General features: G+C 64.0%; 23 protein-coding genes. 13 read left to right on the plus strand and 10 right to left on the minus strand.

The genetic code is table 11. The features are described 5' to 3' along the window. Positions 1-14 precede the first annotated feature (14 nt). The 5 genes from AAFF19_RS08280 to AAFF19_RS08300 form a co-directional block, all read right to left on the minus strand. Positions 15-275, minus strand: coding sequence for a DUF5676 family membrane protein (locus AAFF19_RS08280; RefSeq protein ID WP_008905334.1), 261 nt, complete (start codon positions 273-275; stop codon positions 15-17). A 10-nt stretch (positions 276-285) separates the two neighbouring features. Then, on the minus strand, positions 286-720 hold the full coding sequence (locus tag AAFF19_RS08285; RefSeq protein ID WP_034694499.1) for a hypothetical protein: 435 nt from the start codon (positions 718-720) through the stop codon (positions 286-288). 115 nt (positions 721-835) lie between these two features. Further along, the gene (locus tag AAFF19_RS08290; protein ID WP_139019381.1) at positions 836-1,249 is read right to left on the minus strand and encodes a hypothetical protein; all 414 of its coding nucleotides are present in this window, start codon (positions 1,247-1,249) and stop codon (positions 836-838) included. Between the two features lie 292 nt (positions 1,250-1,541). Then, the gene (cueR, locus tag AAFF19_RS08295; protein WP_008905331.1) at positions 1,542-2,021 is read right to left on the minus strand and encodes a Cu(I)-responsive transcriptional regulator; all 480 of its coding nucleotides are present in this window, start codon (positions 2,019-2,021) and stop codon (positions 1,542-1,544) included. Next, positions 2,018-4,465: a heavy metal translocating P-type ATPase gene (locus tag AAFF19_RS08300; RefSeq protein ID WP_008905330.1), complete on the minus strand. Its 2,448-nt coding sequence runs from the start codon at positions 4,463-4,465 to the stop codon at positions 2,018-2,020. Before AAFF19_RS08300 ends, cueR begins: the two co-directional genes overlap by 4 nt. 168 nt (positions 4,466-4,633) lie before the next feature. On the opposite strand from AAFF19_RS08300, the gene AAFF19_RS08305 reads away from it, so the two are divergent. Continuing rightward, on the plus strand, positions 4,634-4,828 hold the full coding sequence (locus AAFF19_RS08305) for a heavy-metal-associated domain-containing protein (RefSeq protein WP_008905329.1): 195 nt from the start codon (positions 4,634-4,636) through the stop codon (positions 4,826-4,828). Positions 4,829-5,194: 366 nt separating this feature from the next. On the opposite strand, the gene AAFF19_RS08310 is transcribed toward AAFF19_RS08305, so the two are convergent. Both AAFF19_RS08310 and AAFF19_RS08315 read right to left on the minus strand, forming a co-directional pair. Beyond that, on the minus strand, positions 5,195-7,573 hold the full coding sequence (locus AAFF19_RS08310; protein ID WP_182120593.1) for a heavy metal translocating P-type ATPase: 2,379 nt from the start codon (positions 7,571-7,573) through the stop codon (positions 5,195-5,197). Between the two features lie 100 nt (positions 7,574-7,673). After that, complete coding sequence (locus AAFF19_RS08315; protein ID WP_342721671.1) at positions 7,674-8,615, minus strand: YncE family protein; 942 nt, start codon at positions 8,613-8,615, stop codon at positions 7,674-7,676. A 450-nt stretch (positions 8,616-9,065) separates the two neighbouring features. Between AAFF19_RS08315 and AAFF19_RS08320 the strand changes: the two genes are divergently transcribed. From AAFF19_RS08320 to AAFF19_RS08345, 6 genes are all read left to right on the plus strand, one after another. Continuing rightward, positions 9,066-11,495 (plus strand): hypothetical protein, encoded by a 2,430-nt coding sequence (locus AAFF19_RS08320; protein WP_008905325.1) that lies wholly within the window; start codon positions 9,066-9,068, stop codon positions 11,493-11,495. A gap of 14 nt (positions 11,496-11,509) precedes the next feature. Next, on the plus strand, positions 11,510-12,868 hold the full coding sequence (locus AAFF19_RS08325; RefSeq protein ID WP_008905324.1) for an MBL fold metallo-hydrolase: 1,359 nt from the start codon (positions 11,510-11,512) through the stop codon (positions 12,866-12,868). Further along, complete coding sequence (locus AAFF19_RS08330; protein ID WP_008905323.1) at positions 12,865-14,394, plus strand: thymidine phosphorylase family protein; 1,530 nt, start codon at positions 12,865-12,867, stop codon at positions 14,392-14,394. The genes AAFF19_RS08325 and AAFF19_RS08330 overlap by 4 nt, the downstream gene beginning before the upstream one ends. Beyond that, positions 14,391-15,290: a ribose-phosphate pyrophosphokinase gene (locus AAFF19_RS08335; protein ID WP_342721672.1), complete on the plus strand. Its 900-nt coding sequence runs from the start codon at positions 14,391-14,393 to the stop codon at positions 15,288-15,290. Before AAFF19_RS08330 ends, AAFF19_RS08335 begins: the two co-directional genes overlap by 4 nt. Positions 15,291-15,543: 253 nt before the next feature. After that, positions 15,544-17,172 (plus strand): hypothetical protein, encoded by a 1,629-nt coding sequence (locus tag AAFF19_RS08340; RefSeq protein WP_034694480.1) that lies wholly within the window; start codon positions 15,544-15,546, stop codon positions 17,170-17,172. A gap of 168 nt (positions 17,173-17,340) precedes the next feature. Further along, positions 17,341-17,760, plus strand: a complete 420-nt coding sequence (locus AAFF19_RS08345) for a hypothetical protein (RefSeq protein ID WP_008905320.1) — start codon at positions 17,341-17,343, stop codon at positions 17,758-17,760. Positions 17,761-17,807: 47 nt separating this feature from the next. Here AAFF19_RS08345 and AAFF19_RS08350 read toward each other — a convergent pair whose 3' ends face one another. Continuing rightward, positions 17,808-19,082 carry a DUF4010 domain-containing protein gene (locus tag AAFF19_RS08350; protein WP_008905319.1) on the minus strand — a complete coding sequence of 425 codons (1,275 nt, stop codon included), beginning with the start codon at positions 19,080-19,082 and terminating at the stop codon, positions 17,808-17,810. Positions 19,083-19,314: 232 nt separating this feature from the next. Here AAFF19_RS08350 and AAFF19_RS08355 point away from each other — a divergent pair, with 232 nt between their 5' ends. Both AAFF19_RS08355 and AAFF19_RS08360 read left to right on the plus strand, forming a co-directional pair. Then, positions 19,315-19,974 (plus strand): DUF6629 family protein, encoded by a 660-nt coding sequence (locus AAFF19_RS08355; protein WP_008905318.1) that lies wholly within the window; start codon positions 19,315-19,317, stop codon positions 19,972-19,974. Then, complete coding sequence (locus AAFF19_RS08360; protein WP_008905317.1) at positions 19,971-21,161, plus strand: MFS transporter; 1,191 nt, start codon at positions 19,971-19,973, stop codon at positions 21,159-21,161. The genes AAFF19_RS08355 and AAFF19_RS08360 overlap by 4 nt, the downstream gene beginning before the upstream one ends. A gap of 22 nt (positions 21,162-21,183) precedes the next feature. Here the strand turns inward: AAFF19_RS08360 and AAFF19_RS08365 are convergent, their stop codons facing one another. Continuing rightward, positions 21,184-21,489, minus strand: a complete 306-nt coding sequence (locus AAFF19_RS08365) for a lactate dehydrogenase (RefSeq protein ID WP_008905316.1) — start codon at positions 21,487-21,489, stop codon at positions 21,184-21,186. Positions 21,490-21,525: 36 nt separating this feature from the next. Then, entirely contained in the window at positions 21,526-21,981 is a 456-nt protein-coding gene (gene merR / locus AAFF19_RS08370) for an Hg(II)-responsive transcriptional regulator (protein ID WP_008905315.1), read from the minus strand. Positions 21,982-22,055: 74 nt separating this feature from the next. Between merR and merT the strand changes: the two genes are divergently transcribed. The 4 genes from merT to AAFF19_RS08390 all read left to right on the plus strand — a co-directional run bounded on the left by merT (position 22,056) and on the right by AAFF19_RS08390 (position 24,921). After that, positions 22,056-22,406 (plus strand): mercuric ion transporter MerT, encoded by a 351-nt coding sequence (gene merT / locus AAFF19_RS08375; RefSeq protein WP_008905314.1) that lies wholly within the window; start codon positions 22,056-22,058, stop codon positions 22,404-22,406. A gap of 15 nt (positions 22,407-22,421) precedes the next feature. Next, a complete protein-coding gene (gene merP / locus AAFF19_RS08380) occupies positions 22,422-22,700 on the plus strand; it encodes a mercury resistance system periplasmic binding protein MerP (protein WP_008905313.1) in 279 nt (92 codons plus the stop codon). Between the two features lie 56 nt (positions 22,701-22,756). Beyond that, complete coding sequence (gene merA, locus AAFF19_RS08385; protein WP_008905312.1) at positions 22,757-24,442, plus strand: mercury(II) reductase; 1,686 nt, start codon at positions 22,757-22,759, stop codon at positions 24,440-24,442. 257 nt (positions 24,443-24,699) lie between these two features. Next, entirely contained in the window at positions 24,700-24,921 is a 222-nt protein-coding gene (locus AAFF19_RS08390) for a hypothetical protein (RefSeq protein WP_008905311.1), read from the plus strand. The last annotated feature ends 141 nt before the right edge of the window (positions 24,922-25,062 follow it).

Below are 25,062 nucleotides of genomic sequence, written 5' to 3' on the forward strand. Positions count from 1 at the left end.
CGAAAGGTTTACGGTCAACGCTCCAGCCGGTTGTGCAGCCAGCTGAAGAACATCCCGGCAAGCAGCGCCCACGTGCTCAGCACGAGCAACGCCTTAAAAAACCCGAATACGCTGAAGGGTCGGGGACTCACCATGGCAGTGAAGTCCATACCGTGGAACAAGTTGTTCATCAGATCCAGGAAGGTCGCTGGAACGAGGATCCACGCCACAGTACACAGGACATAGAAACCGCCTACCGTTGCGGCCAGGGCAACGCCGGTGCGCAGAGGTCTCATGGCGTTCTCCTTATTTCGCGGGCACAGGCGGCAACAGATCCATCATCATCTGCATGGAAGCGCCCATCATTTCCATGCGCTTTTCCATCATTTGATGGTGCGTGGACATGTCGCCCTTCATGGACTTCATGCCCCCCGCCGGCATCCCATTCATCATGGTCATGCCTTCCTGCATCGTCTTCATGTGCTCTGCCATTAGGGCGCTGCGCTCTTCTGGCGTCTTCGCGGCCATCATCTTTTCGTGCATGTCACGCATCGCTTTGGTCTGGGCATCCATTTGTGCCATGTTCGGTCCGGGCTTAACGGGTGCCTGTTTAGATGTGGGTGCGGGGGCGCCTCCGGCGGGATGATGACCGGTGTGCGGGTCGGTCGGAGCCGCCGCCCACGCTGACGTGCCAAGGGTAGAAACTGCAAATGCGAGAGAAAGAAGGTGAACTCGGTTCATGTGGGACTCCAGTGTGTAATAGGTGAAAGCGGGGCGCACTACCATGCTTCTCGGTCCTGCCCCGGGAACCGAAGATCAAACGCCGCAACGAGACTGCGGTCGAGCTAGCAGGAGGCTAGAGCGCCCACCGCGAGTAGGTGATTCGCTTGGGGGGAGCACTCAGCGAAGGCTGAGTTTCAAAACCGCTCAGGTTGCGCGCCAAAAGGATCGTGCCCCCTGTCCAGATGACTCCGGCCAAAGGGGGGGAGCCCGGATCGACAGAGTCCATGCCGCTACTGCTTTGCAAGGCCTGCGATCCGTCGTCGCAGGCTTTCAGGCACGGAGCTTTGGAGCTTCGTTCACTCTCATGCGCAGTCACCGGGACTTGGGCTGTGATGCGAGAGCTCTCCGAGGCAGGCTGGTGCCCGCCGTGATGAGGCGATTCCAGCAGACAAGCATTGGCGAAGCCCGAAGCCAGCACGAACAGCCACACGGCCAGCATCAAGGATGCGGCATTGCGACTGGTGGTGGTGCGGAAGAGGAACTTCATGGCAGAAAAATAGTAAGTTCATGGTAGAAGGTATTTGCCGACGCCAGTTGATCTAAATCAAGGGGTATCGTCCATGAATCCATCTGCCTCCGCTGGGGCGCGAGCGCCCCGTAGACCAAGCGCCTGCCTTAAGAATGCGCCGAGTTCGAAAGCATGTTCAGCTGGAACGTATGCTTGTTACTTTCGGCATCCGGGCGTCTAGCAGTAACTTGTACGCCCCTGAATAGGGTGGTGGCTCTTGGCAGGATCCTGTATGCACGGCTGCTTTCGAAGTCGTATTCGCGCCTACCGTTCACGCTGTTCCCTTGGCCGAGGCTCTCAGTGTCTGCGGCTTCACCTTTGCCTTCGTTGTGGCTGGGGCGACGAAGCTCTCCAAATCTCCAAGGATTGGACAATCCGGGCGGTCATCGCCGTGGCAACAGTGGATCAGGTGTCCCAGCGTCTTTCGCATGGACTCCATCTCCATGATCTTGCGGTCGAGCTCCGCAAGGTGCGCGGATGCCACCTTCTTCACGCTTGCGCTTGACCGCCTGCGGTCTTGCCAAAGCTTCACCAGCTCGCCGATTACGGGGACCGAAAAGCCCAAGTCCCTTGAGCGTTTGATGAAGCGCAGCGTGTGAACCTCCGACTCGCCATACACGCGATAACCCGACTCGGTGCGGTGGACCTTTGGCAGCAGACCCAGCGACTCGTAGTGACGCACCATCTTAGGCGTTACCCCCGCCTTCTCGGCGGCTTCCCCGATGTTCATTCCATCACCGATCGTTTTCATGCGGACCTTCCTTTCCAGTGGCGCAGGGTTAATGCATTGGCGACCACGCTCACTGAGGAGAACGCCATCGCGGCTCCGGCGAGCATGGGGTTGAGCAGTCCGAACGCTGCGAGAGGGATTCCAACCACGTTGTAGACGAAAGCCCAAAACAGGCCTTGGCGAATCTTCGCGTAAGTCTTGCGCGAGATTTCGATTGCGTCGCCCACCAAGCGCGGATCGCCACGCATCAAGGTGACTCCGGCCGCATGCATGGCGACCTCGGTCCCGCTGGACATCGAGAAGCCCACATCGGCCGCCGCCAATGCAGGTGCGTCGTTGATGCCGTCGCCCACCATCGCCACGGCCAGCCCGCTCGCTTTGAGCTCGGAGACGACCCGCGCTTTGTCCGCCGGCAGAACTTCGGCGCGAACCTCGTCGATGCCCAGCTCCTGGGCCGCGACGCGCGCGGCGCCTTTGTTGTCGCCTGTGACCATGACGACTCTGACGCCTTGCTCCCGCAGGCTCGCGACCGCCTCCTTGGCGGTGGCCTTCGCTGCATCGCCAAACGCCAGCAGGCCGACGAGCCGCGCGGGCTGAGCGCCTTCGGCCAACCACGACACGGTTCGGCCCTCGTCTTCGAACTCCTGGGCTCGCGAGGTCAGCGGGGAGAGGTCGACGCCTAGCTCCTGCATCCAGCGGGAGCTCCCAAGGCTGAGAGCTTGCCCCTTCACCTTGGCCGCCATGCCACGGCCCGCGACGGACTGAGCGTCCTGCGCTGGAGCGATGCTGACCAAGTTCTCCTTAGCCGCGTCCAGGACGGCGCGGGCCAGAGGGTGCTCACTCGCCGCTTGCACGCTCGCGGCCAGGCGCAGAAGGCCCGCGTGGTCGCCGTCGGCAGCTTCAAATGCCACCAGGCGCGGCTTGCCTTCGGTAAGGGTGCCAGTCTTATCGAACGCGACGATCTTTACGTTGTGGGCGACTTCCAAGGCCTCCGCATCCTTGATCAGGATGCCTCGGCGGGCGGCCACTCCTGTGCCGGCCATGATGGCGGTGGGCGTGGCAAGCCCCAGTGCGCACGGGCAGGCGATGACCAGAACGGCGACGGCGTTGAGGATCGCGCGCTCCCAGTCACCTGTGGCCAAGCCCCAGGCGATGAGGGTGATGACGGCGATTACCAGTACAACCGGGACGAAGACCTCACTCACCTGGTCGACCAGGCGCTGGATGGGCGCCTTCTTGGCTTGGGCCGACTCGACCATCCGCGCGATGCGCGACAGAGTGGACTCTGCGCCGACTGCGGTGGCGCTGGCCGTGAACAGCCCCTCCGCGTTCACTGAGCCCCCGACGACCTTCGCGCCGGGCACCTTCGCCACTGGCAGGCTTTCGCCCGTAATGAGCGACTCGTCCACGTGCGTGGATCCTTCCAGGATATCGCCGTCAACGGGCACGCGCTCGCCGGGGCGAACCACCACAACGTCGCCGACTTTCACCTGGGCGGCTGGAACCTCAACATCGGTGTCGCCGCGACGCACTCGAGCGGTATCAGGGCGCAGCGCATTAAGAGCCCGAATGGCCTCGGTGGTCTGGCGCTTGGCGCGGCCTTCCAGCCACTTGCCAAGTAGAACCAGGGTGATCACAACCGCGGAGGCCTCGAAGTAGAGGTGAGGCGCCTCGCCGTGACCCTCGTGGCCGATTCCAACGATGAGCAGGTAGAGAGAGAGGCCATAGCCGGCCGACGTGCCCAGCGCGACAAGCAGGTCCATGTTGCCCGCTCGCGCCTTCACGGCCTTCCATGCGGAGCGGTAGAAGCGGGCGCCTAGCCAGAACTGTACGGGAGTGGCAAGCGCCAACTGCCACCACCCGGGGAGAGCCCAGTCAACGTTGAACAGCATGGCGAGCATGGGTAGCACGAGGGGAAGCGAGAGGGCGGCGGCCACAGCGACCGGCCACCAATCTGGCCAACTCGCCTTTGCAGTTTGCGAGGCTCCATCGGTTTCCTGGGGAAGCTTCGCAGCGTATCCCGCCTTCTCGACGGCGGCCACGAGCCTGGGTAGCACTTCGTCGGCGCGGCCCACGAACCGGACTTCCGCTTTCTCTGTCGCGAGGTTCACTTCTGCGGCAGTCACTTCCGGGAGCTTGCGCAGCGCCTTCTCGACACGCGAGACGCAGGAGGCGCAAGTCATTCCCTCGATAGACAGGCTCGCCTCATCGTTGCGCACGGAATAGCCCGCCTTCTCCACCGCGGCGCGAAGCGTGGCGAGGTCGACCTGGCTTGATGCCGAGATGCTCGCGCTCTCGGTCGCCAGGTTCACGCTGGCGCGCTCGACGCCGGGAATTTTGGCCAGCGCCTTCTCAACGCGGGACACGCAAGAGGCGCAGGTCATGCCCTCAATCGGCAACTCGATGCCCAGCTTCTGTAAGTTTAGGTTCGCCAGGCTCGCTGGCATCGTCGTCGTGGTCTGCATGGTTGGCTCCTAGCGTCTGAAATCCAAGCGCTGGTTTGCATGATCAACCTTACTATCATGGCAAGGTCAAGCCCCTCCGACAAGAAAATTTTTAACCACTTCTATTGAGTCTGACACGGTGACAGGCTTGACGATGCTGCCTTCAGCCACTTTTTTGAGGAACTTGCCATGATCGAATTGAATCTCCCGGACATGAGCTGCGGACACTGCGCCAGTACCGTTATGAAGACGTGCAAGCTCGTCGATCCGGTCGCCAAGATCGAGGTCGATTTGCATTCGAGGCTGGTCAAGATCGAATCGGCGGAAGACCGGCAGGACTTCGCCGACGCGCTGGGGGAAGCCGGCTACCCGCCAGCCCAGTGACACGGGCGCCTTGGTGATGCACCTGGGCATCTGCCGCCCTTTCCGATAAGAAGGAGGGGAGGCGAGTAGAAGAAAGAGGGATGGAGGGTCATATCGAGCAAAGTAAGCGGCTGGCCGCATGCCTGCCCGCTTGTCTGCCGGGGTAGACCCAAAAGCCAAACTAGCCAGCTGCCCGAGCACGACAACGGGCGCTGACCACGAAAAGGCACCGCGCTACGCAGGCAGTGCGATGTTGACAAATTGATAGCTGCTAGCGCTTGCTGGATAAGCGCTGGAGGCTAAAAAGAATTGAAACTGTCAACAGGTACTCATCCCGACGTAGCTCGCGGTATTCCACCCACTGGCTCCTCACTTCGACTCCTCGCGTCAGCCTTTCCGTCGAAGGCGCAACGCGTTGAACACCACAGAAGCCGAACTCAGGCTCATTGCCAGTGCGGCAATCAAGGGTGACAGAAGCCAGCCGGTCAGCGGATAGAGAACGCCGGCCGCCACCGGCACGCCCATCGCGTTGTAGAGGAAGGCGAACAGCAGGTTCTGCTTCATGTTGGCGACCGTGTCCTGCGAGAGCCGACGCGCGATCGAGATGCCGCGCAGGTCGCCCTTTACCAGCGTCACCTGCGCGCTGTTCATGGCGACGTCGGTGCCGGTGCCCATCGCGATGCCGACGTCGGCCTTCGCCAGCGCCGGCGCATCGTTGATGCCGTCGCCGGCCATACCGACGACCCTGCCTTCGGCCTGTAACCGCTCAACGAGCGTCAGCTTGTCTGCCGGCTTGACCTCGCCGTGCACTTCGTCGATGCCGAGCCGCTTGGCAACAGCTCGGGCCGTTGTGACACCGTCCCCCGTGGCCATGATCACGCGAATGCCGGCGGCGTGCAGCGCCTGCAGCGCCTCCGGCGTGCTCGCTTTTACAGGGTCAGAAACCGCCAGCAAGCCAGCGAAACGGCCGTCCACCGCGAGATACATGACGCTGGCCCCTTGCCCCCGCAGGTCTTCGGACTCGCGTCTCAGGCTGCTGCTGTCGATGCCGGCCTGCTCCATCAGAGCCGTGTTGCCGAGCCTCAAGGACTGACCTTCGACGCGGCCAGTCACGCCGATGCCGGAGCCTGACTCGAAGTCAGTCACAGCCGAGAGCGTTAGACCCTGCTCCAATGCTGCCTGCACGATCGCTGCGGCCAGTGGATGTTCGCTGCCTTGATCCAGGCTGGCGGCCAGGCGCAGCACGTCTGCGTCGCTAAAGCCTGCGGCTGCTATCGCCTTCTCGAAGGTTGGGCGTCCTTCCGTGAGGGTGCCCGTCTTGTCCACGATCAGCGTGTCGATCTTGCGGAAGTTCTCGATCGCCGCTGCGTCGCGGAACAGCACGCCTTGGGTCGCTCCGCGGCCGGTGGCGACCATGATGGACATCGGAGTGGCCAGGCCGAGGGCGCAAGGGCAGGCGATGATCAGCACCGCAACGGCATTGATGAACCCGTAGACCCAGCTCGGTTGCGGCCCGAAAAAGCCCCAGACAATCAGCGTCGTCACTGCAATGGCGATGACACCGAGCACGAAGTAACCCGCCACCAGGTCGGCCATGCGCTGCATGGGTGCGCGCGAGCGCTGCGCCTGGGCCACCAGCTGTACGATTTGCGACAGCACGGTGGCCGAGCCCACCTTCTCCGCGCGCAGCGTCAGGGCTCCGGCCGTGTTCAGGGTGGCGCCGATCAGCTTGTCGCCCGGCCGTTTCGATACGGGCATGGGTTCGCCTGTCAGCATGGATTCGTCCACCGAGCTGCTGCCATCTACCACCACGCCGTCCACCGGCACCTTCTCGCCGGGCCGCACGCGCAGCAGGTCGCCGAGGTGCACGTTCGAAAGCGGGACATCCTCCTCCGTGCCGTCGGGACGAATGACCCGTGCTGTCTTGGGCGCCAGGCCCAGCAGCGACTTGATGGCCGCTGAGGTCTGCGAGCGCGCTTTTAGCTCCAGCATCTGACCGAGCAGCGTGAGCGAAATGATCACGGCGGCCGCTTCGTAATACACGGCCACGCGCCCCATGTCGGTGAACTCCGGCGGGAACACGCCGGGGGCCACGGTGGCGACCAGGCTGTACAGGAATGCCGCGCCGGTGCCCAGGCCGATAAGCGTCCACATGTTGGGGCTGCGGTTGACAACGGATTGCCAGCCGCGCACGAAGAAGGGCAAGCCCCCCCACAGCACGATGGGCAGGGAGAGAACCAGTTCGATCCAGCTTTGCGTGACCATGTCGAACCAGCCGGCACGGTGTCCGAACATGGCCAGCACGGCGACGATCAATGTGAGGGGCAGCGTCCACCAGAAACGGCGCGAAAAGTCCTTCAGCTCCGGGTTGTCGTCGTCCTCCAGGCTGGGCATGAGCGGCTCGAGCCCCATGCCGCAGATCGGGCAACTGCCGGGATGATCCTGGCGGATCTGGGGGTGCATCGGGCAGGTGTAGATTGTTCCCTCAGCGGCGGGCGGAGAATCAGGCACTGGTACGCTGCCGGGCCCCGCGGCAATGTAGCTCGCTGGTCCCGCATCGAACTTACCCTTGCATCTGGCGCTACAGAAGTAGTACTCCTCGCCCCCATGGTGGGAGTGGTGGGCCGAATTCGCCGTCACCCCCATGCCGCACACGGGGTCCTTCAGTGCGGTACTTGCCGCGTGGGCGGGGCCGTGCTGGTGATGAGCGTGATCGTGCGCATGATCTTCGCCGGGCCGTCCGGGCAAAGTACTTTCCTTCTGCATCGCGTGTTCCTTTATTGGGCTTTCTGTGTGCCGCGGTCATCCCCGCCGGCGCGCCCGCGCACCATCAGGCCAGCAGCAGGCGCGCGGTCTCATGCTGATGCTACTCGAGGTATGTGACTCCGTTCGGCCCAGCGCCCACGCGGTGCGTCGCCACCACTTTATTGCTGGTCGTGTCAATGATCGACAGCGTCCCCGCTTCAATATTAGTGACGAACACATAGCGTCCATCCTTGCTGATGGCGACACCATGGGCGCCCTTGTCGGTCTTGATGGTCGCAACGACCTTGCCAGCCTGCGGGTCGACCACAGACACGGTATCCGCCGGCTTGGTGGCGCTGCCCTGGTTCGCTACGTAGACGTTGCGCGTGTCTGGCGTGGCGTACATCTGGATGGGGGTGGAGCCCACCGGGACCTTCTTCACCAGGCGGCCTTTGGCGGTGTCGATGATGCCCAGGCTGTTCTCCGCGCTCAGCGAGACAAAGGCCATCGTCCCGTCGGTCGAGAAGCCGACCTGGACCGGCCCTTTGCCTACAGAAATTCTTGCTGTTTCCTTGAGCGTGCCAACGTCGATGACGGATACCGTACCGCCGCGCATGTTCGCTACGTAAAGATCCTTGCCGTTGGGGCTCAGTCGCAATCCATGTGGGTACTTGTCGGTGGGTATTTGGCCGACGCTGCGCTTGCTGGCCAGGTCGATCACATGGACAACATTCGACCCGGAGTCGGAAACGAACGCGCGCCCTCCGCTCGCGTCGGTCACTACGTGGGCGGGCTGATCGCCCGCGTCAATGAGTACACGGTCACTGGCACCGGAGGTCTCCATTACCAGCAGTTTTCCCTTGGAGGTTGCTCCTGCGGCACCATGTCCGTCATGACTGGAAACGCCTACTGCCAGCAGGCGCTTGCCGTCGGGGCTGACCTGCACGTTGTGCGGCGTTATCTCAACCTTAGTTGTTTGCTTGACCCCGGTTTCCAGCTGTACTCGGGTGATCGAGCCGTCGCGCTCGTTGGCGGTGTAGACGATTCCCGTGGGCGCGCTCATGGCGGACGCTGCAGCTAAGGCAAGACCGACGCCCAATAGAGGCCTGAGCAGTGAAACTCGAACGTTGATTGGCGAACGCATTTTGAGTCCTTTAAAGTATGTAGTGGGAAGGGCACTTGCTAGCGGGAAGCATATTTACTGCCCCGCGCGGCTGGATTACAAATCTGTCATCTACAGCCCTGCATCGGATTCCGTTTGATGTAGATCAAGTGGATGGGGGTTTACGCCATTAATCTGCACTGACAGCACCAACGAAAGACGGATTCATGATTATTCCGATCGCGAGCAACACGCCGGCGGGCGCTCGCGCAGGGGGCAAACAGCCATGCTCACCCAGATCGGCGAGGGATCAACGCTGTACGTACGTCTCGTTTTTCCTGGCCATGAGCCTTCGCGCACCGGGTGCGCCGACAACGGCCTTGACTGTTAAACGAAAGGAAAGCGACGTATATGCATGATGCCCACCAGAAACACCTGACCACGCACCGAGCCCGCCTCCACCGCGAGGCCGACGCGGAGTTCGCGCAGTGGGCCGCCGGATACGGTGTGATCCAGCACTCACCACAGACACAGTTGCGCATCTTCGAGCTGGCGCAGCTGCTGGTGGCGCAGGGCCGGGCTGCTTCGCCATCCGACGTTTATCGCCTCCTGCGCGCCGCAGACCGCCTCGCATCGGCGGCCATGTGGCTGACAGTGCACATGACCTACGCCCAGCGGGTGCGGTGGGACGGTGCCGCTCTGCAACCCGACGAGTACAAGCAAACGCCTGAGGGTCATACCGGTGGGTCGCTCAACATGGTGCCTGCCTACGCCGGCTACCTGGCGGCGAACTCGTTGACCGGCCATACGCGGGGCTGGATCATGGGGCAGGGCCACAGCGTCGCCGGCGTCGAGGCGGTCAACCTGCTGGTGGGCAACATGCTGCCAATCCAGGCGCAGCGATACGACTTGAGCGATTCCGGCCTGACGCGTTTCGTCGGCGATTTCTATTCCTATTCCATCGGGCCCGATGGGCGGCCGGAATCCCCGCTTGGCAGTCATGTCAACGCCAATACAGCCGGTGGCATCTCCGAGGGCGGGTATCTCGGGTTCGCCGAGCTGCAGTACGTCCACATCCCGCTGCCGGGCGAGCGGCTGGTGGCCTTCCTGAGCGACGGCGCTTTCGAGGAGCAACGGGGCAGCGACTGGGCGCCCCGCTGGTGGCGCGCCGAGGACAGCGGCCATGTGGCGCCGATCATGATCCTCAATGGTCGCCGCATCGAGCAACGCAGCACCCTACAGCAGCAAGGCGGCGTGCAGTGGCTGAAAGACCACCTGCGCCTGAACGGCTTCGACCCGATCGAGATCGATGGCACCGACCCGGCCGCTTTCGCCTGGGCGATCTTCACCATGGAGGATCGACTCGATGCCTGCACCGAGGCCATCCGCACGGGTACCGGCGGCTACCCGGTACCGTTGCACTACACCATTGCGGAAGCCCCGAAAGGCTACGGCTTTCCCGGCGCGGGTTCCAACGATGCGCACAACCTTCCGCTCGGTGCCAACCCCCGCGTTGACGCGGGGGCTCGCGCGCTCTTCGAAGAAGGGTCGAAGGCGTTGTGGGTCTCACGCGAAGACCTAACCTCCGCCGCAGCGGTTCTCAATCGGCATGATGAGCAGCGCCGGGTGCGCGAACGGGATCACGCCTTCGCCACACGCAACGTGCCAGTTCCGTCTCTTCCAGCTCTTGCGTCGCTCGCGCCCGGTGAGCGCGAATACTCGCCGATGGAGGGGATCGACCAGGCGTTCACGGCGCTGGTGGCCGCCAATCCGCAACTGCGGGTGCGGGTTGGGAACCCGGACGAGCTGCGCAGCAACCGCATGGGCCGCACGCTCGATCTGCTCAAGCACCGCGTCGTGACGCCGGAGCAGGGCGTGGCCGAGTCAATCAGCGGCTCCGTGGTCACTGCCCTCAACGAGGAGGCTGTGGTTAGTGCGGCCCTCGCCAACAAGGGGGGGCTCAACCTGATCGTTTCCTATGAAGCCTTCGCCGCCAAGATGCTGGGCGCTCTTCGGCAGGAAATCCTGTTTGCCCGCCAACTTGCGGATGCAGGGCGTCCCCCCGGCTGGTTGTCGGTGGTGACGGTGGCTACTTCCCACACGTGGGAGAACGGCAAGAACGAGCAGTCACACCAGGATCCTTCGTTCGGCGAGACGCTGCAGGGCGAGATGAGCGACGTCTCCCGCGTCCTGTACCCGCCCGACTGGAACACGGCACAGGCGGCCTTGCAAGCCGCGTACCAGACGCGCGGCCAGTTCTGGACGATGGTGGTGCCGAAGAGGGCCTTGCCGGTCTGGTTCTCTGCGCAAGAAGCTGCGCGTTTGGTGCGCGATGGCGCCCTGTGTATCCGACCCGCACCCCAGGCACGCATTCTGTTCACTGCTGTCGGGGCCTACCAGCTGGGTGAGGCTCTCAAGGCCGCCGAAAGGCTTAAGCAGCGCGGCGTCGAGGTTGCCGTGAACTACATCATCGAGCCCGGGCGTTTCCGCGTCGCTCGGGACGCCCGCGAGGCTGCTCACCAGAGTGCAGCGACCGATGCACTTTTCCCTGCGACGCAGGATGTGCGCATCTTCCTCACGCATACGCGTCCGGAAACTCTGGTTGGTTTGCTGCGTCCCCTTGACACCGGCGCGCAAACGACTCGCGTGCTCGGGTACGTGAGCCGCGGCGGGACGCTGGACGTTGCAGGCATGCTGTTCGCGAACCGAACGACATGGGCCCACGCGGTTTCCGCCGCATCGGAAGCGGCTGGTCTCGAAGTGGAACGGCTGCTCGACGCGCCGGAATTGCAGGCTGTCCGAGGTACCGGCGATCCCCGGATCATCATGAGTTCTTACTGATCGAAAGGAACGATATGCGAATTACTTTCCTGGGTGCCGCAGGCACTGTCACGGGATCGAAATACCTGCTGGAGCACGGCGGCAAGCGCGTGCTGGTCGACTGCGGACTGTTCCAGGGCCTCAAGCAGTTGCGGCTGCGCAACTGGGATGTCTTCCCGCTGCAGCCTGAAACGATCGATGCCGTCGTGCTGACCCACGCGCACATCGACCATAGTGGTTACCTGCCCGCACTGGCGCGCCAGGGGTTCAGCGGCTCTGTGTTTTGCACCGAAGCGACGCGCGACCTCTGCGCGTTGCTGCTACCGGATTCGGGGCACCTGCAGGAGGAAGATGCGCTTTATGCCAATCGTCGCGGTTTCTCGAAGCACAGTCCGGCCCTGCCGCTTTACACGGAACAGGACGCGCGCAAGACCCTGCGCCTGTTCCAGCCTCAGCAGTTTGACGCCGAGTTCGAGCCGGTCGAGGGGCTGCGAATGCGTTTTTCGCTCGCCGGCCACATCCTTGGTGCCGCCAGCGTTCATGTGCAGTGGGGTTCAGGGTCGTTGCTGTTTTCGGGCGACCTTGGGCGCGACGAGGACGTTGTCATGCGGCCGCCGCAGGCACCGCCTGCGGCGGACTACGTCGTCATGGAATCGACCTATGGCGACCGATCGCATGAGAAGGAAGATCCCGCTACTGCTTTTGCAGAGGTGATCAACCGCACTGCAGCGCGCGGAGGAGTGGTCATCGTCCCCGCCTTTGCGGTTGGACGAGCGCAGTCACTCATGTACGTGCTCGCCACCCTGAAGCGCGAAGGCCGCATTCCAGACCTGCCGGCCTTCCTTAATAGCCCGATGGCAGCCGATACGACGGAGCTGTACCACAAACACCGTTCGCAGCACCGGCTGACGCCCGACCAGTGCCGGATGATGTGCACCGCAGCCAAGGTGGTGAACTCTGTGGAGGAGTCGCGCAAGCTGAACGATATGCGCTATCCCGCCGTCATCATTTCGGCAAGCGGCATGGCCACCGGCGGGCGCGTGGTGCACCACCTGAAGGCGATGGCACCGAATCCTCGCAACACCATCCTGCTGGCCGGCTACCAAGCTGCTGGGACACGTGGCGCGGCGCTCGTGGGCGGCGCAAAGCAGATCAAGATTCACGGCGACTACGTTCCCGTGCGCGCGGAAGTCGCTAGCCTCGGTGCCTTGTCCGCACATGCCGACCGGGAGGAGCTGCTGCGCTGGGTGGGACGGATGCCGCAGCCGCCCAAGCGGGTGTTTGTCACCCACGGCGAGTCTGTCGCTGCCGACAGCTTGCGCATCGCCATCCAGGAACAGCATGGCTGGGCATGCACTGTCCCGGAGCATATGCAAGCCGTGGAGCTGGGATGAACGCGCTGGCTGCCCATCTGCCGGATTCCGCGGGGCTGATCGCACGCCGCGCGGGGATCCTCACGTACCAATCGCCGGTTGTCTACATGCGGGTCGACTGCGAAATCTGCCGTTCGGAAGGGTTCGAGGCCCAGACGCGCGTTGAGATCGAATGGGAAGGTCGAACGGTCATCGCCACTGTGCACCACGTGGCCGCTGACTGGCTAGGCCACGGAGAGGCTGGCTTGTCGGAGCCTGCCTGGCGGGTTCTCGGCCTTTCAGGGGGCGAAATGCTCGCCATCCGCCATCCCCCGGTACTCGAATCCGAGCGGCATATTCGCGGCAAGACCTATGGTGCGTCGTTGGACTATGAAAAGCTCAAAACCATCATGCACGATGTGGCGGCTGGCCGGTTGTCCGACCTGCACCTGGCGTCCTTTGTCACGGCCACGGCGGGTGGCCGAATGTCGCACGAGGAGACGGTCGCCCTGACCCGCGCCATGATCGATGTCGGCGAGCGGCTGCACTGGCCTTTTTCGCCGGTGATGGACAAGCATTGCGTCGGAGGGTTGCCGGGCAACCGGACGACGCCGCTGGTGGTGGCCATCGTTACCGCCTGCGGTCTGGTCATGCCTAAGACGTCATCCCGGGCGATTACCTCTCCGGCGGGTACCGCGGACACCATGGAGACCCTGGCGCCAGTCAACCTGGATCTGCAGGCCATGCGCCGGGTGGTCGCGAAGGTCGGCGGTTGCATCGTCTGGGGAGGCTCCGTGCAGCTGAGCCCGGCAGACGACGTGTTAATCCGTGTGTCGCGTCCGCTGGACCTGGATGGCACCGCGCAACTGGTCGCCTCTGTGTTGTCAAAAAAGGCAGCGGCGGGGTCGGAGCGGGTGCTGATCGATATTCCGGTCGGCCCGACAGCCAAGGTCCGATCCGAAGAAGCGGCGGATGAACTCGGCGGCCTCCTGGAGCATGTCGGCGAGGCGATAGGCTTGCAACTGCGTGTCGTCCGCACCGACGGTACGCAGCCTGTCGGTCGAGGCGTCGGTCCCGCTCTCGAGGCGCGGGATGTCCTCGCCGTCCTGCAAAGGGACTCTGCGGCCCCTGCGGATCTCCGCGAGCGGGCGTTGCTGCTCGCCGGGCACCTTCTGGAGATGGGCGGAAAAGCCGGCCCCGGTGCGGGCTATGCGCTTGCGCAGCAGGCGCTGGACAGCGGGCTGGCCTGGACCCAGTTTGTTGCCATCTGCGAGGCACAGGGTGGCCTGCGCCAGCCGCCCGTGGCGCCGCACGTGCGACCGTACCTTGCCGGTGCAGCGGGCGTGGTTACCGCCGTCGACAACCGCAAGCTGGCGATGGTTGCCAAGCTGGCAGGAGCGCCAGGGGCGCCGGCCGCAGGCATCACCCTAGAAGTGAAGCTCGGGGATCGGATCGCGCGCGGTCAGCCACTGTTCCACGTTCATGCACAGACCACCGGAGAGCTGGAGTACGCGCAGGCCTATGCAAACCGCCAGCAGGGGCTGGTCACCATCGAGGAAATAGCATGACCATGGTCATCCTTCCCGCACCTGGCGCCGAGCAAGCGGCGGCCGACCTCGCGGTGCACCTGCAGGCCCCGGTCGGCCGAGTGGAGGCGCGCCACTTCCCCGACGGCGAGTCCTACCTGCGGCTGCACGATGATCTCACCGGCAAAGACGTTGTGGTCGTGGCATCCCTGCGCGACCCGGATCCGCAGGCGCTGCGCCTGTGGTACCTGGCGCAGACCGCCCGTGAACTGGGCGCCAGTCGGGTCGGTATTGTTGCTCCCTACCTGCCCTACATGCGCCAGGACAAGCGCTTCCAGCCAGGCGAGGCCGTAACTTCCGTCACCTTCGCGCGCTTCTTGTCGCAGGCGTTCGATTGGCTGGTGACGGTCGATCCGCACCTGCATCGCCGCGCCTCGCTCGACGAGGTGTACTCGATTCCGGCCGAGAACGTGGCCAGTGCACCCGCGATCGCACGCTGGGTGGCCGCCCACGTCCCAGAGCCGGTGGTCGTTGGCCCGGATTCAGAAAGCGAGCAGTGGGCCAGCGACGTCGCTGCTCGCGTCGGCTGTCCATTCATTGTTCTGTCCAAGCGCAGGCTCGGTGACCGTAGTGTCGAAATCAGCGTTCCCCAGGTCGAGACATACGCAGGCCGCCGTCCTGTGCTGATCGACGACATCATCTCCAGTGCACGCACGATGGCAGTGGCTGTGCGGCAGGTGCGATCGGTGTTCAAGACCGATCCAGTGTGCATCGGCGTGCATGCGGTGTTCGCCCCGGATGCAATGCAGCTGCTTGAGGACGCCGGCGCGGCCAGCGTGGTGACCTGCAATACGCTGCCGCACCCGAGCAACGGCATCGACGTAATGGGCGAAGTGGCCCACGCCGTTCGTGCGCGAGTGGGCAACGTGTCGGGATAGCCGGATCAAGACTCTTATTTCAGCCTGCACCGGTCAATTCATCATGCGCGTGGCGCGCATCGCAAGCCCAGGCTGTTTCTTCGTGACGAGTTGGGCTTGGCTGCACGGGGGCTGATGGCTTGGGGGAGCTTGCGGTGCCGCTGACGGCGACCGTCTAGTCGCTCTGGACACCTGGCGCGAACTGCGAGCGTGGGACGAGCTCAATATTGAGGCGTTCTACCCATTTCATCGACTGCTTAGACCCTCTTTCTCAATGCACCACACATCAAACTGTGAACTGACCCCCTTCGAGCGGCTCAACCACGATTGCTTCTGCCTGAGCCTGGATCCAGCGGCGCTGGCGACCGCGCTCGATGCTGAACTCGGTTCCCCGAGCTTGTCGCAGCTGGTGAGGGAGCGATGCCCCTACCTGTTTGCCGCGCAACCAGTCTTTGTGGCGCGGCCCCCGCTGGATCGAATGGCGCACGTCGTGCGAGCCATTGAGGCGGTAGTGGCACTCCCGGCGTACCGGGAACAGGTTCTGGCGGATGCCCCAGCCATTGCGCACATTGGCGCAGGTGGCGCGCAGGGTGTGTTCTTCGGCTATGACTTCCATCTGGATCAGGACCGTCTCGGCCTGATCGAAATCAACACGAACGCGGGTGGCGCGATGCTGAATGCGGTGCTGGCTCGCGCTCAGCGCAGCTGCTGCCAGGCTGTACAGGCAATGGCGCCCGACGGCGCCAGCGTCACAACGTTCGAACAGCGGCTGGTGGATATGTTTCGCCGTGAATGGCGACTGGCGGGCAACTCTCGGCCGCTGGCCTCAATCGCGATCGTGGACGAGGCACCGCAGCAGCAATACCTGTATCCAGAATTCCTGCTATTTCGACAGTTGTTCGAGCGCCATGGACTGCAGGCCGTCATTGCCGATCCGTCCGAACTGGCATGCCGCCACGGCAGGCTCTGGCACGGCGAGCTGGCCATCGACGTGGTTTACAACCGAGTCACGGATTTCTATCTGGATCTGCCTGCGAACGCCGTGTTGCGGCAGGCGTGGCAAGAGCAGGCGGCAGTTCTCACGCCCCATCCCCAGGCACACGCGCTCTACGCCGACAAACGCCGTCTGGCGTTGTTCAGTGACGAAGCTGCGCTGCGGGCGTTGGGCGTTGCCGATGACGACCGCCAGGTGCTGCTGGCGAACGTGCCGCGCACCGAAGTGGTCGATGCAGCGCATGGCGACCGGCTGTGGGCGGCGCGCCGGAGCCTGTTCTTCAAGCCAGCGGCCGGCTTCGGTAGCCGCGCTGCGTACCGGGGCGACAAGGTCACGCGTCGAGTCTGGGAGGAGATCATGACAGGAGCCTACGTGGCACAGGCCTTTGTGCCTCCGGGCGAGCGCGTCATTCCGAATGAGGGAGGATCATCACAGTCTATGAAGTTCGATTTGCGCGCCTATGCCTATGCGGGAGGCGTGCAGTGGGTCGCGGCACGCGTGTACCAAGGGCAAACCACGAACTTCCGCCAGCCGGGCAGCGGGTTTGCTCCCGTTTACACCACCGTGGATGCATCCGGCCGCGGAATGGGCGAAGCGGAGGGCGAATATGCCTCCTACGTGTTCCTGCTGGACGCGGAGGGCGAGGTGCACGCCTTGCCGCATGTGCTGTATGTGGCGCTCGCCCGGGGTCAGGCCTTGGCACCGATGTTGGCGGGCCGGACGCTGCGCCTGGCGGACTGGTATGTCCGGCTCCAGGCCGGCGGGGAACCGGGGGCGGTGGTCAACGAGACCTATGGGCTCGTTCGCTTCGACGGCGAGGGGCGCTTCAATTTGGAGGCTGCCCCAGGGGACACCGCGTGGCCGACTCCTGCGGAGCGTAGACGGATGCAGGAACTGCTGCTGTCGTGAGCAGGCATCGAACGGCGCCCCAAAATAACCGAGCGGAGTTGAAGCCGCTTGACCTTCCCACGGTGGTAAGCCCGAATATGTCGTTTCGGGGGGCGGGCACAGCTGCTGCTCACAAGCCAGCCAAGAATATTTTTCGCAGTATACAAACCGTAATCCAAGGAGCTTTCCATGACTTCCGCCAACATCCTCGCCGTTGCCCTGTTCACATTCTCCGCAAGTGCGTTCGCCCAAGCCACCCTGTCACACGGTGGTCCCGAGCCCCAGCCCAGGCAGCTGCAGGAGTCGGCGGTTTCCGAGCCGCATCAGCACCGCTACGTATATATCGGTAGGGACCGCATCAAGACCCACCTCGACCGCCCGGCCGATAGCTCGGGCTCGCCCGACCTGCAACCGCAAGATCAAGCGTCCCCGGCCGAATCGAAGGAATACGAGTACGTGACGATTGGGCGGGACCGGACCAGGGTCCGTGTGCCCCGTCGGGCTGAGCGGTCTGGCCGCAACGCTGAGGCGATGGGTATCTCGGGAGAAACGCCTGCGCCAGCCGCGCCGCTTACCCGCGATGAGGACCTGAAGGGCGGCCCGAACTAAGCGGCCAAGCAGCAACCATAGTGGCGCAGCCGTTCGGGGAATAGTGGTCAGCGCGCCTGGAAAGCTGCCGCCGCCAAGCCGACAAGAGCTACCACCACATAGCCCGCCGCCACGCGGACACCCACCGCGCGGCCGGCAATGGTCCAGGCGAGGGTCGCCTTGGTGAGCATGTTGGCAGAGACGGCAAGTAGGATGGCGATGGCAGTAGTGGCAGCCGGGAGGTCGCCCTGCGCCAGCATCTGCACGCTGGAAACCAGAATGGCATCCACGTCAGCCAGACCGGAGACGAATGCGACGGCGTACATGCCGGCTGTGCCAAGGGCCTCGCGCGCGGCCCGGGCAGCCACGGCTACCACGCCGAGCACGACGCCGAATCCGAGCGCCGTGGGCAGGTCGAAGAGGCGGCGCGAGGCCTGCTGTGTGGCCGGGCCGCTGGCTTGCCGGCGGCGCCATTGCCATCCCGCAAAGAGGAACGCCGCCGCGGCGAGCAGCACCAGGAACAGGCCCATGCGAGGCACAAGGCTGGGCTGCAGGACGGCGACGACCACGGCCATACGCAGGAACATCACGCCGCAGGCAGCGACGATCGCCGCCGCCACGGGCACATGCCAGCCTGGTTGGTTCCTTGCGGTTCGAGCAAGCGCCAGCGTCGCAGCGGTGGAAGACGCAAGGCCGCCCAGCAGTCCCGTCCAGAGCAGCCCCTGTTGCTCCCCCCTGAGCCGCACCGCCACGTGGCCCAGTAGCGACAGCCCCGCGATCAGGATCACTGCGAACCACAGCTGGTAGGGGTTAAGCGCGGCGTAGGGCCCATAGCCCCGGTCCGGGAGCAGCGGCAGCACCACGGCGGTGAGCACGCCCATTTGCAGGAGGGCATTAAGTTCGGCCGGCTGGATCAGGCGCAGCCAGCGGTGCAGCACTGGTTTCAGATCGAGCAGCAACGCGACGACCACGGCCGCCCCTACGGCGAGAATGGCCTGACCGCTTGCGGCCAAAGCGCCCAGACAGAAGGTGGCCATTGCTGCGACAGCGGTCGTGATGCTGAGGGTGCCGGCGGCCTCCGATGCACGCCGGAAAGAGACTGCGAACAGCAGGACGATGCCGATCAGGCCGGCGGCAAGGAGGAGACCGGGAGTGGAGGAGAGCAGTGCGAGAAGTCCGCCCAGCAAGCCGATGAGGGCGAATGTGCGCAGCCCGGCGACGCGACCACCCTCGGGCAAATCGCGGTCACGCCAGCCGCGCTCCAGCCCCACCAGCAGACCCACGCCGAGCGCGCCGCCCAACGCTTGTGCGGCGCTTCCAAGTTTGATGAGATCCGGGTTCATTGATGGTGAAGTGTCGGCTGCCATTGTCCAGGTTGCGCAGCACAGTCAGTCAATGTCATGCGAACGGGATTCAAGCACTGCCATTATCATCGCTCGCAGCCCCTCGTTTGGCCATGCACGCCTTGTCCCGCCTGTTGAAGATCAATATGGATCTAGAGGGCACTTGGGGTGGCTGGATCAGATCGTTGGCATGGTGTGCATGCTTCCCACGATTTCACGGAGTTCCTGATCGATGTGCTTTTCGGCGACCGCCAGCCTGACAGCCGGCACTTTCCTTATGGGCGTGGGCATAGTGACCACGCACATGGCCCGCACCGGTGGAGAGCGGGCTTACGCAGCGATCCCACTGCTGTTTGCTATCCAGCAGCTTACCGAAGGCGTGGTCTGGCTCAGCTTCGGCTGGGGCATTGACGCGGTGACAGCGGCGGCGACGCAGCTGTATTCCTTCTTCTCGCACGTGCTCTGGCCCGTGTACGTGCCTGTTGCGGCATGGCTGATCGAGCCTGACCGCAACCGCCGACGCTTCCTGGCCGCCGTCTGCCTCGCCGGGCTCGGGGTCGGGGCATATCTGCTGTACGCGATGTTTGCCTACCCCATCGTCGCCACCCCGGTTGGAGGCCACATCGACTACGCATCCCCGCATTTCTACATCGCAGCCTCCATGGGCCTTTATCTGACGGCGACGACCGTAAGCCTGATTCTTTCAAGCCACCGCTGGGTCAGACTGTTCGGGGTGCTTTGCCTAGGGTCGGCCGTAGCGGCGTACGCCTTCTACGCCCACTGGTTCATCTCCGTCTGGTGCTTCTTCGCGGCGGCAATGAGCATCGTTGTTGCACTGCACCTGATCGCCGCGCGAGGCGAAACCTCGGCCTTGGTGGAGAACGCTCGATGACTGTTCGCCGTCCAGCGGCGGCTTCCGCGCGCCAGTTCAGCGATATTCACTTCGTGCTGCTGCTTGTCGCAGGGCTCGCCGTGTCCATGTCGTATGGCGTGACCTTGCCGGTGCTTCCGGAGCTGGTGCCGCGGGTGCGGGGTGGCGGTGCCGACGTGGCCGCCCGCCACACCGGGTGGCTGACTGGCGCCTACACCGTGGCGTTGTTCGCGTGCTCGCCGGTTTGGGGCGCCGTATCCGACTTTCTGGATCGCCGTTGGGTGATTGCCATCGGACTCGCCGGCTCCGCCATCGCCTTGTCACTCCTCGGTACGGTCAGTTCACTTGCAGGTGTCTACGCCGCGCGCATCGGCGCCGGGCTGGTCGCGGCCGCCGTGATGCCGGCAGTGCTAGCCTATGTGGCGGAGACAACGGCACCGGAGCGCCGCCAGCGCCGCTTCGCCTGGGTGGCCTCGGCCACGGCGCTCGGCTTCCTGCTCGGGCCCGTGGCTGGCAGCGCAGCGTCTGCGCTCGGCAACCGGGTTTCAGGGCTTGACCTGGTGGCATCCGTGTGCCTGCTGGCCGCAGTGCTGGCCGCCCGCCTGCCACGAGTACAGGGTGCTGAGGACGCCGCAGGGTTGGGGCCGGCCATCGCGAATTCGAGTGTGTCCTTGGGCCGGATGCGCCGGGCGCTCCTGTTGACCGCAGCAGTGGTGTTCGGAATCACGGTAGCCGAAGTCGGCCTGACACTCCAGGGCGGCCCTGTGGGGCCTTACTTTGCCTTGTGCAGCGTGCTCATGGTCGCAATGCAACTGGTAGGCTACCCAGTGCTGGAACGCTGGATCGGCGAGCACAGGCTCGTGTGGATTTCCCTTGCAGTGATGGCGGTCGGTGTGGGCCTGCTGTCCTGGCGGGCGCCTTGGAGTCCCGCCGTCGCTTTCGTATTGGCGGCCAGTGCCCTCGGTGTGCTGATCCCCGCACTCGCCGTCAGGATTTCCTCCGCAGCAGGGCTTCGACAGGGGCGCGCGATGGGCAGGCAGGCTGCAGCCGGCAACCTGGGTCAGGCAGGCGGTGCCGCGCTGACCGGAGTCCTGTTCTCCGCGGTGGCACCCGCGCCCTTCCTGCTGGCTGGAGCCATGCTTGCCGTCGGCGCCGTAATCGCTTGGGCGAAGCCCGAAGGCGTGGACGGCAGTTCCTCGGCAGGCTGAGGCGAGGCAGCCGCCGAACGGCTCAAGCCATTCCTGCGGCCTGCATGGCGGCACGGATCAAGGTGGCCGCGGACCAGACCACGACTTCGCTGCCGCCATGCTCGCCGAGCACGTAGGTATGGACGTTCCTCGCGACGACGCCGCAGTGCCGCCGACAGTTCGGACCGCAGCCGCGCCGAGTCGAACGGTGCCGGAGCCCATCACTTGGCCCGGAGGCAGGCCCGGACACGTTCAGGGCGAAGAACGTGAGTGCATCCACCGGGTTGGGGCCGGCTAGCAGAAGGCCGCCGGGGTTCACGTGCAGGGCGGCTTCCACCAGCGGGCGCATGATCGGGTCGTCTCAGAATTCGGAAAACGAAGCACGCTAAGGCGCAGCCACCCCGTGACCACCCCGCACTGACATCGCGAGGTTCGTTCCGTCTTGCAGTGACGCAATCAACGGGCAGGAAACGTTGCCGTTTCGCGCATGGCATGCACACACCAAGTCAGACAGCACGGCCTCCATGCGCGCCAGGTCAGCCATTTTCTCGCGCACGTTCTTGAGCTTGTGCTCGGCCAGACTGCTGGCTTCCTCGCAATGGGTCCCATCCTCCAGCCGCAGCAGCTCGGCGATTTCATCCAGACTGAAACCCAGCCGCTGGGCTGATTTCACGAACCGCACGCGCGTTACATCCGCCTCACCATAGCGGCGGATGCTGCCATAGGGCTTGTCGGGCTCCGGCAACAAGCCCTTCCGCTGATAGAAGCGGATGGTCTCCACGTTGACCCCGGCAGCCTTGGCAAAAACGCCGATAGTCAGACACTCCAAATTGTTTGCCATTTCGCTTGACTCCGTACATGACTACGGACCTAAGGTTACGCCCTATCCCATTCAATTCGAAAAGGACAAGACGCATGTCTGAGCCACAAAACGCGCGCGGCGCGCTCTTCGCTGGAGGGCTGGCCGCCAGCCTCGCCTCTGCTTGTTGCCTCGGACCGCTGGTTCTGGTCGCCTTGGGATTTAGCGGGGCATGGATCGGCAACCTAACAGTGCTGGAGCCGTATCGCCCGTTTTTCATCGGCGCAGCGTTGGTGGCGCTGTTCTTCGCTTGGCAGCGCATCTACCGCCCGGCGCAAGCCTGCACACCGGGTGAGGTCTGCGCGATTCCCCAAGTGCGAGCTACTTACAAGCTCATTTTCTGGATCGTGGCCGCGCTGGTCCTGGTCGCGATGGGATTTCCGTACGTCATGCCATTTTTCTATTAATCACAGGAGTTCTTCATGAGAAAAAAACTGTTTGCCGCCCTCGTCCTCGCTGCCGTTGTTGCCCCGGTGTGGGCCGCCACTCAGACTGTCACGCTGTCCGTACCGGGCATGACCTGCTCCGCCTGCCCGATCACCGTCAAGAAGGCGATTTCCAAAGTCGAAGGCGTCAGCAAAATTAACGTGACCTTCGAGACACGCGACGCGGTCGTCACGTTCGATGATGCCAAGACCAGCGTGCAGAAGCTGACAAAGGCAACCGGAGACGCGGGATATCCGTCAAGCGTCAAGCAGTGAGCCACTGAACCTTGAACCTTGAACCTGCGGCGATCATGATAAATAGGAGTTGTTGCATGACCCAACTAAAAATCACCGGCATGACCTGCGACTCGTGCGCGGCGCACCTCAAAGGCGCGCTGGAGAAAGTGCCCGGCGTGCAGTCGGCGCTGGTGTCCTATCCGAAGGGCACAGCGAAACTCGCCACCCTGCCGGGCACGTCATCGGACGCGCTGACTGCCGCTGTGGCAGGACTGGGCTACCAGGCAACGCTTGCCGATGCGCCACCGACAGACAACCGAGCCGGATTGCTCGACAAGGTGCGCGGCTGGAAGGGGGCCGCCGATAAGCACATTGGCAACGAACGTCTGTTGCAAGTAGCTGTGATCGGCAGCGGTGGAGCCGCGATGGCTGCTGCGCTGAAAGCCGTCGAGCAAGGCGCGCACGTCACGCTGATCGAGCGCGGGACCATCGGCGGCACCTGCGTCAATATCGGCTGTGTGCCGTCGAAGATCATGATCCGCGCCGCTCACATCGCCCATCTGCGTCGCGAAAGCCCGTTCGATGGCGGGGTCGAAGCGACCGTGCCTGCGATTGATCGTAGCAAACTACTGGCCCAGCAGCAGGCACGTGTCGATGAACTCCGCCATGCCAAGTACGAAGGCATCCTGGACGGCAATTCAGCCATCACCGTGCTGCACGGTGAAGCGCGTTTCAAGGACGACCAGAGCCTTGTCGTCCGTTTGAACGAGGGTGGCGAGCGCGTCGTGATGTTCGACCGCTGCCTGGTCGCCACGGGGGCCAGTCCGGCCGTGCCGCCGATTCCAGGCTTGAAAGACTCACCCTACTGGACTTCCACCGAGGCGCTGGTCAGCGACGCCATTCCCGAACGCCTGGCCGTGATCGGCTCGTCGGTGGTGGCGCTGGAACTGGCGCAAGCCTTTGCCCGGCTGGGCAGCAAAGTGACGGCCCTGGCGCGCAACACCTTGTGCTTCCGGGAAGACCCGGCCATCGGCGAGGCCGTGACAGCCGCTTTCCGGGCCGAGGGCATCGAGGTGCTGGAAAACACGCAAGCCAGCCAGGTCGCCCATGTGGACGGCGAATTCGTGCTGACCACCGGACACGGTGAATTGCGCGCCGACAAGTTGCTGATCGCCACCGGCCGGGCACCGAACACGCGCAGCCTGGCCTTGGAAGCAGCGGGTGTTGTCGTCAATGCGCAAGGTGCCATCGTTATCGACAAGGGCATGCGTACGAGCAACCCGAACATCTACGCAGCCGGTGACTGCACCGACCAGCCTCAGTTCGTCTATGTGGCGGCAGCGGCCGGCACCCGTGCCGCGATCAACATGACCGGCGGCGATGCGGCGCTCGACCTGACCGCAATGCCGGCCGTGGTGTTCACCGACCCGCAGATTGCCACCGTGGGCTACAGCGAGGCGAAAGCGCATCACGACGGGTTCGAGACCGACAGTCGCACCTTGACCTTGGACAACGTGCCGCGGGCAGTGGTCAATTTCGACGCCCGCGGTTTTATCAAGCTGGTGGCCCAAGCGCGGACCGGGCGCTTGATCGGTGTTCAGGCGGTCGCGCCAGATGCGGGGGAACTGATCCAGAGCGCGGCGTTGGCCATAAGGGCCGGCATGACGGTGCACAATCTGGCCGACCAGCTGTTCCCCTACCTGACGATGGTCGAGGGCCTGAAGCTCGCCGCGCAGACATTCACCAAGGACCTCTCGCAACTGTCCTGCTGCGCGGGATGAAGTTGTACCAGTGACTTATCGTGGAGAATTCGTACACCAGCTCGCCGAAGGCGGCCTCAAGCAATCGGCGGCACGCGTTTCGTCTTTCGACAAGGAGGATTTGCATCGGGTTTCGGCGCGCTGCGACGCCGCATGACAAGTTCGTAATGGTTCGGTCAGTGGCCGGCCGAGGGTGGTCTTCAGAATTGATGTCATCAGAGGTCGCAATCAAAGCCGCGCATGGTGTTCGGCTCGAGCCCCTGGCGAAAGGAACCAACGTGAACAAGCTCGCAGTGACCCTTCTGGGCGCCGCACTCTTCGCGGGCGTTGCGTCCGCCGCCACCGACACTCGCGCCGACCCGGCGTCCAGGAGCGGCACCTACTACGGGCTGCACCCCAAGCTGGGCATGGTCAAGGTCGATCGAGCAACCAACGCCATGGTCGTGACCAAGCGCGACAAGGAACGCGCCGCGGCGTCCGCCGCCACGCCGTCGCGTTAACGAGAAGAAAGCAGTACCAATCCCGACCGGGTACAGGCGGGCAGCGACACGTCAACCGCAATCGCATGCCGGTTGGCAGGAGAAAGCGACAGAAACTGCGCAGGGATGCTGCCTAGCCGCTGGACGATTACCCCGGGTCAT

It is taken from the genome of Acidovorax sp. FHTAMBA, from assembly GCF_038958875.1.
In the GTDB taxonomy this organism is placed as follows: Bacteria; Pseudomonadota; Gammaproteobacteria; order Burkholderiales; family Burkholderiaceae_C; genus Acidovorax.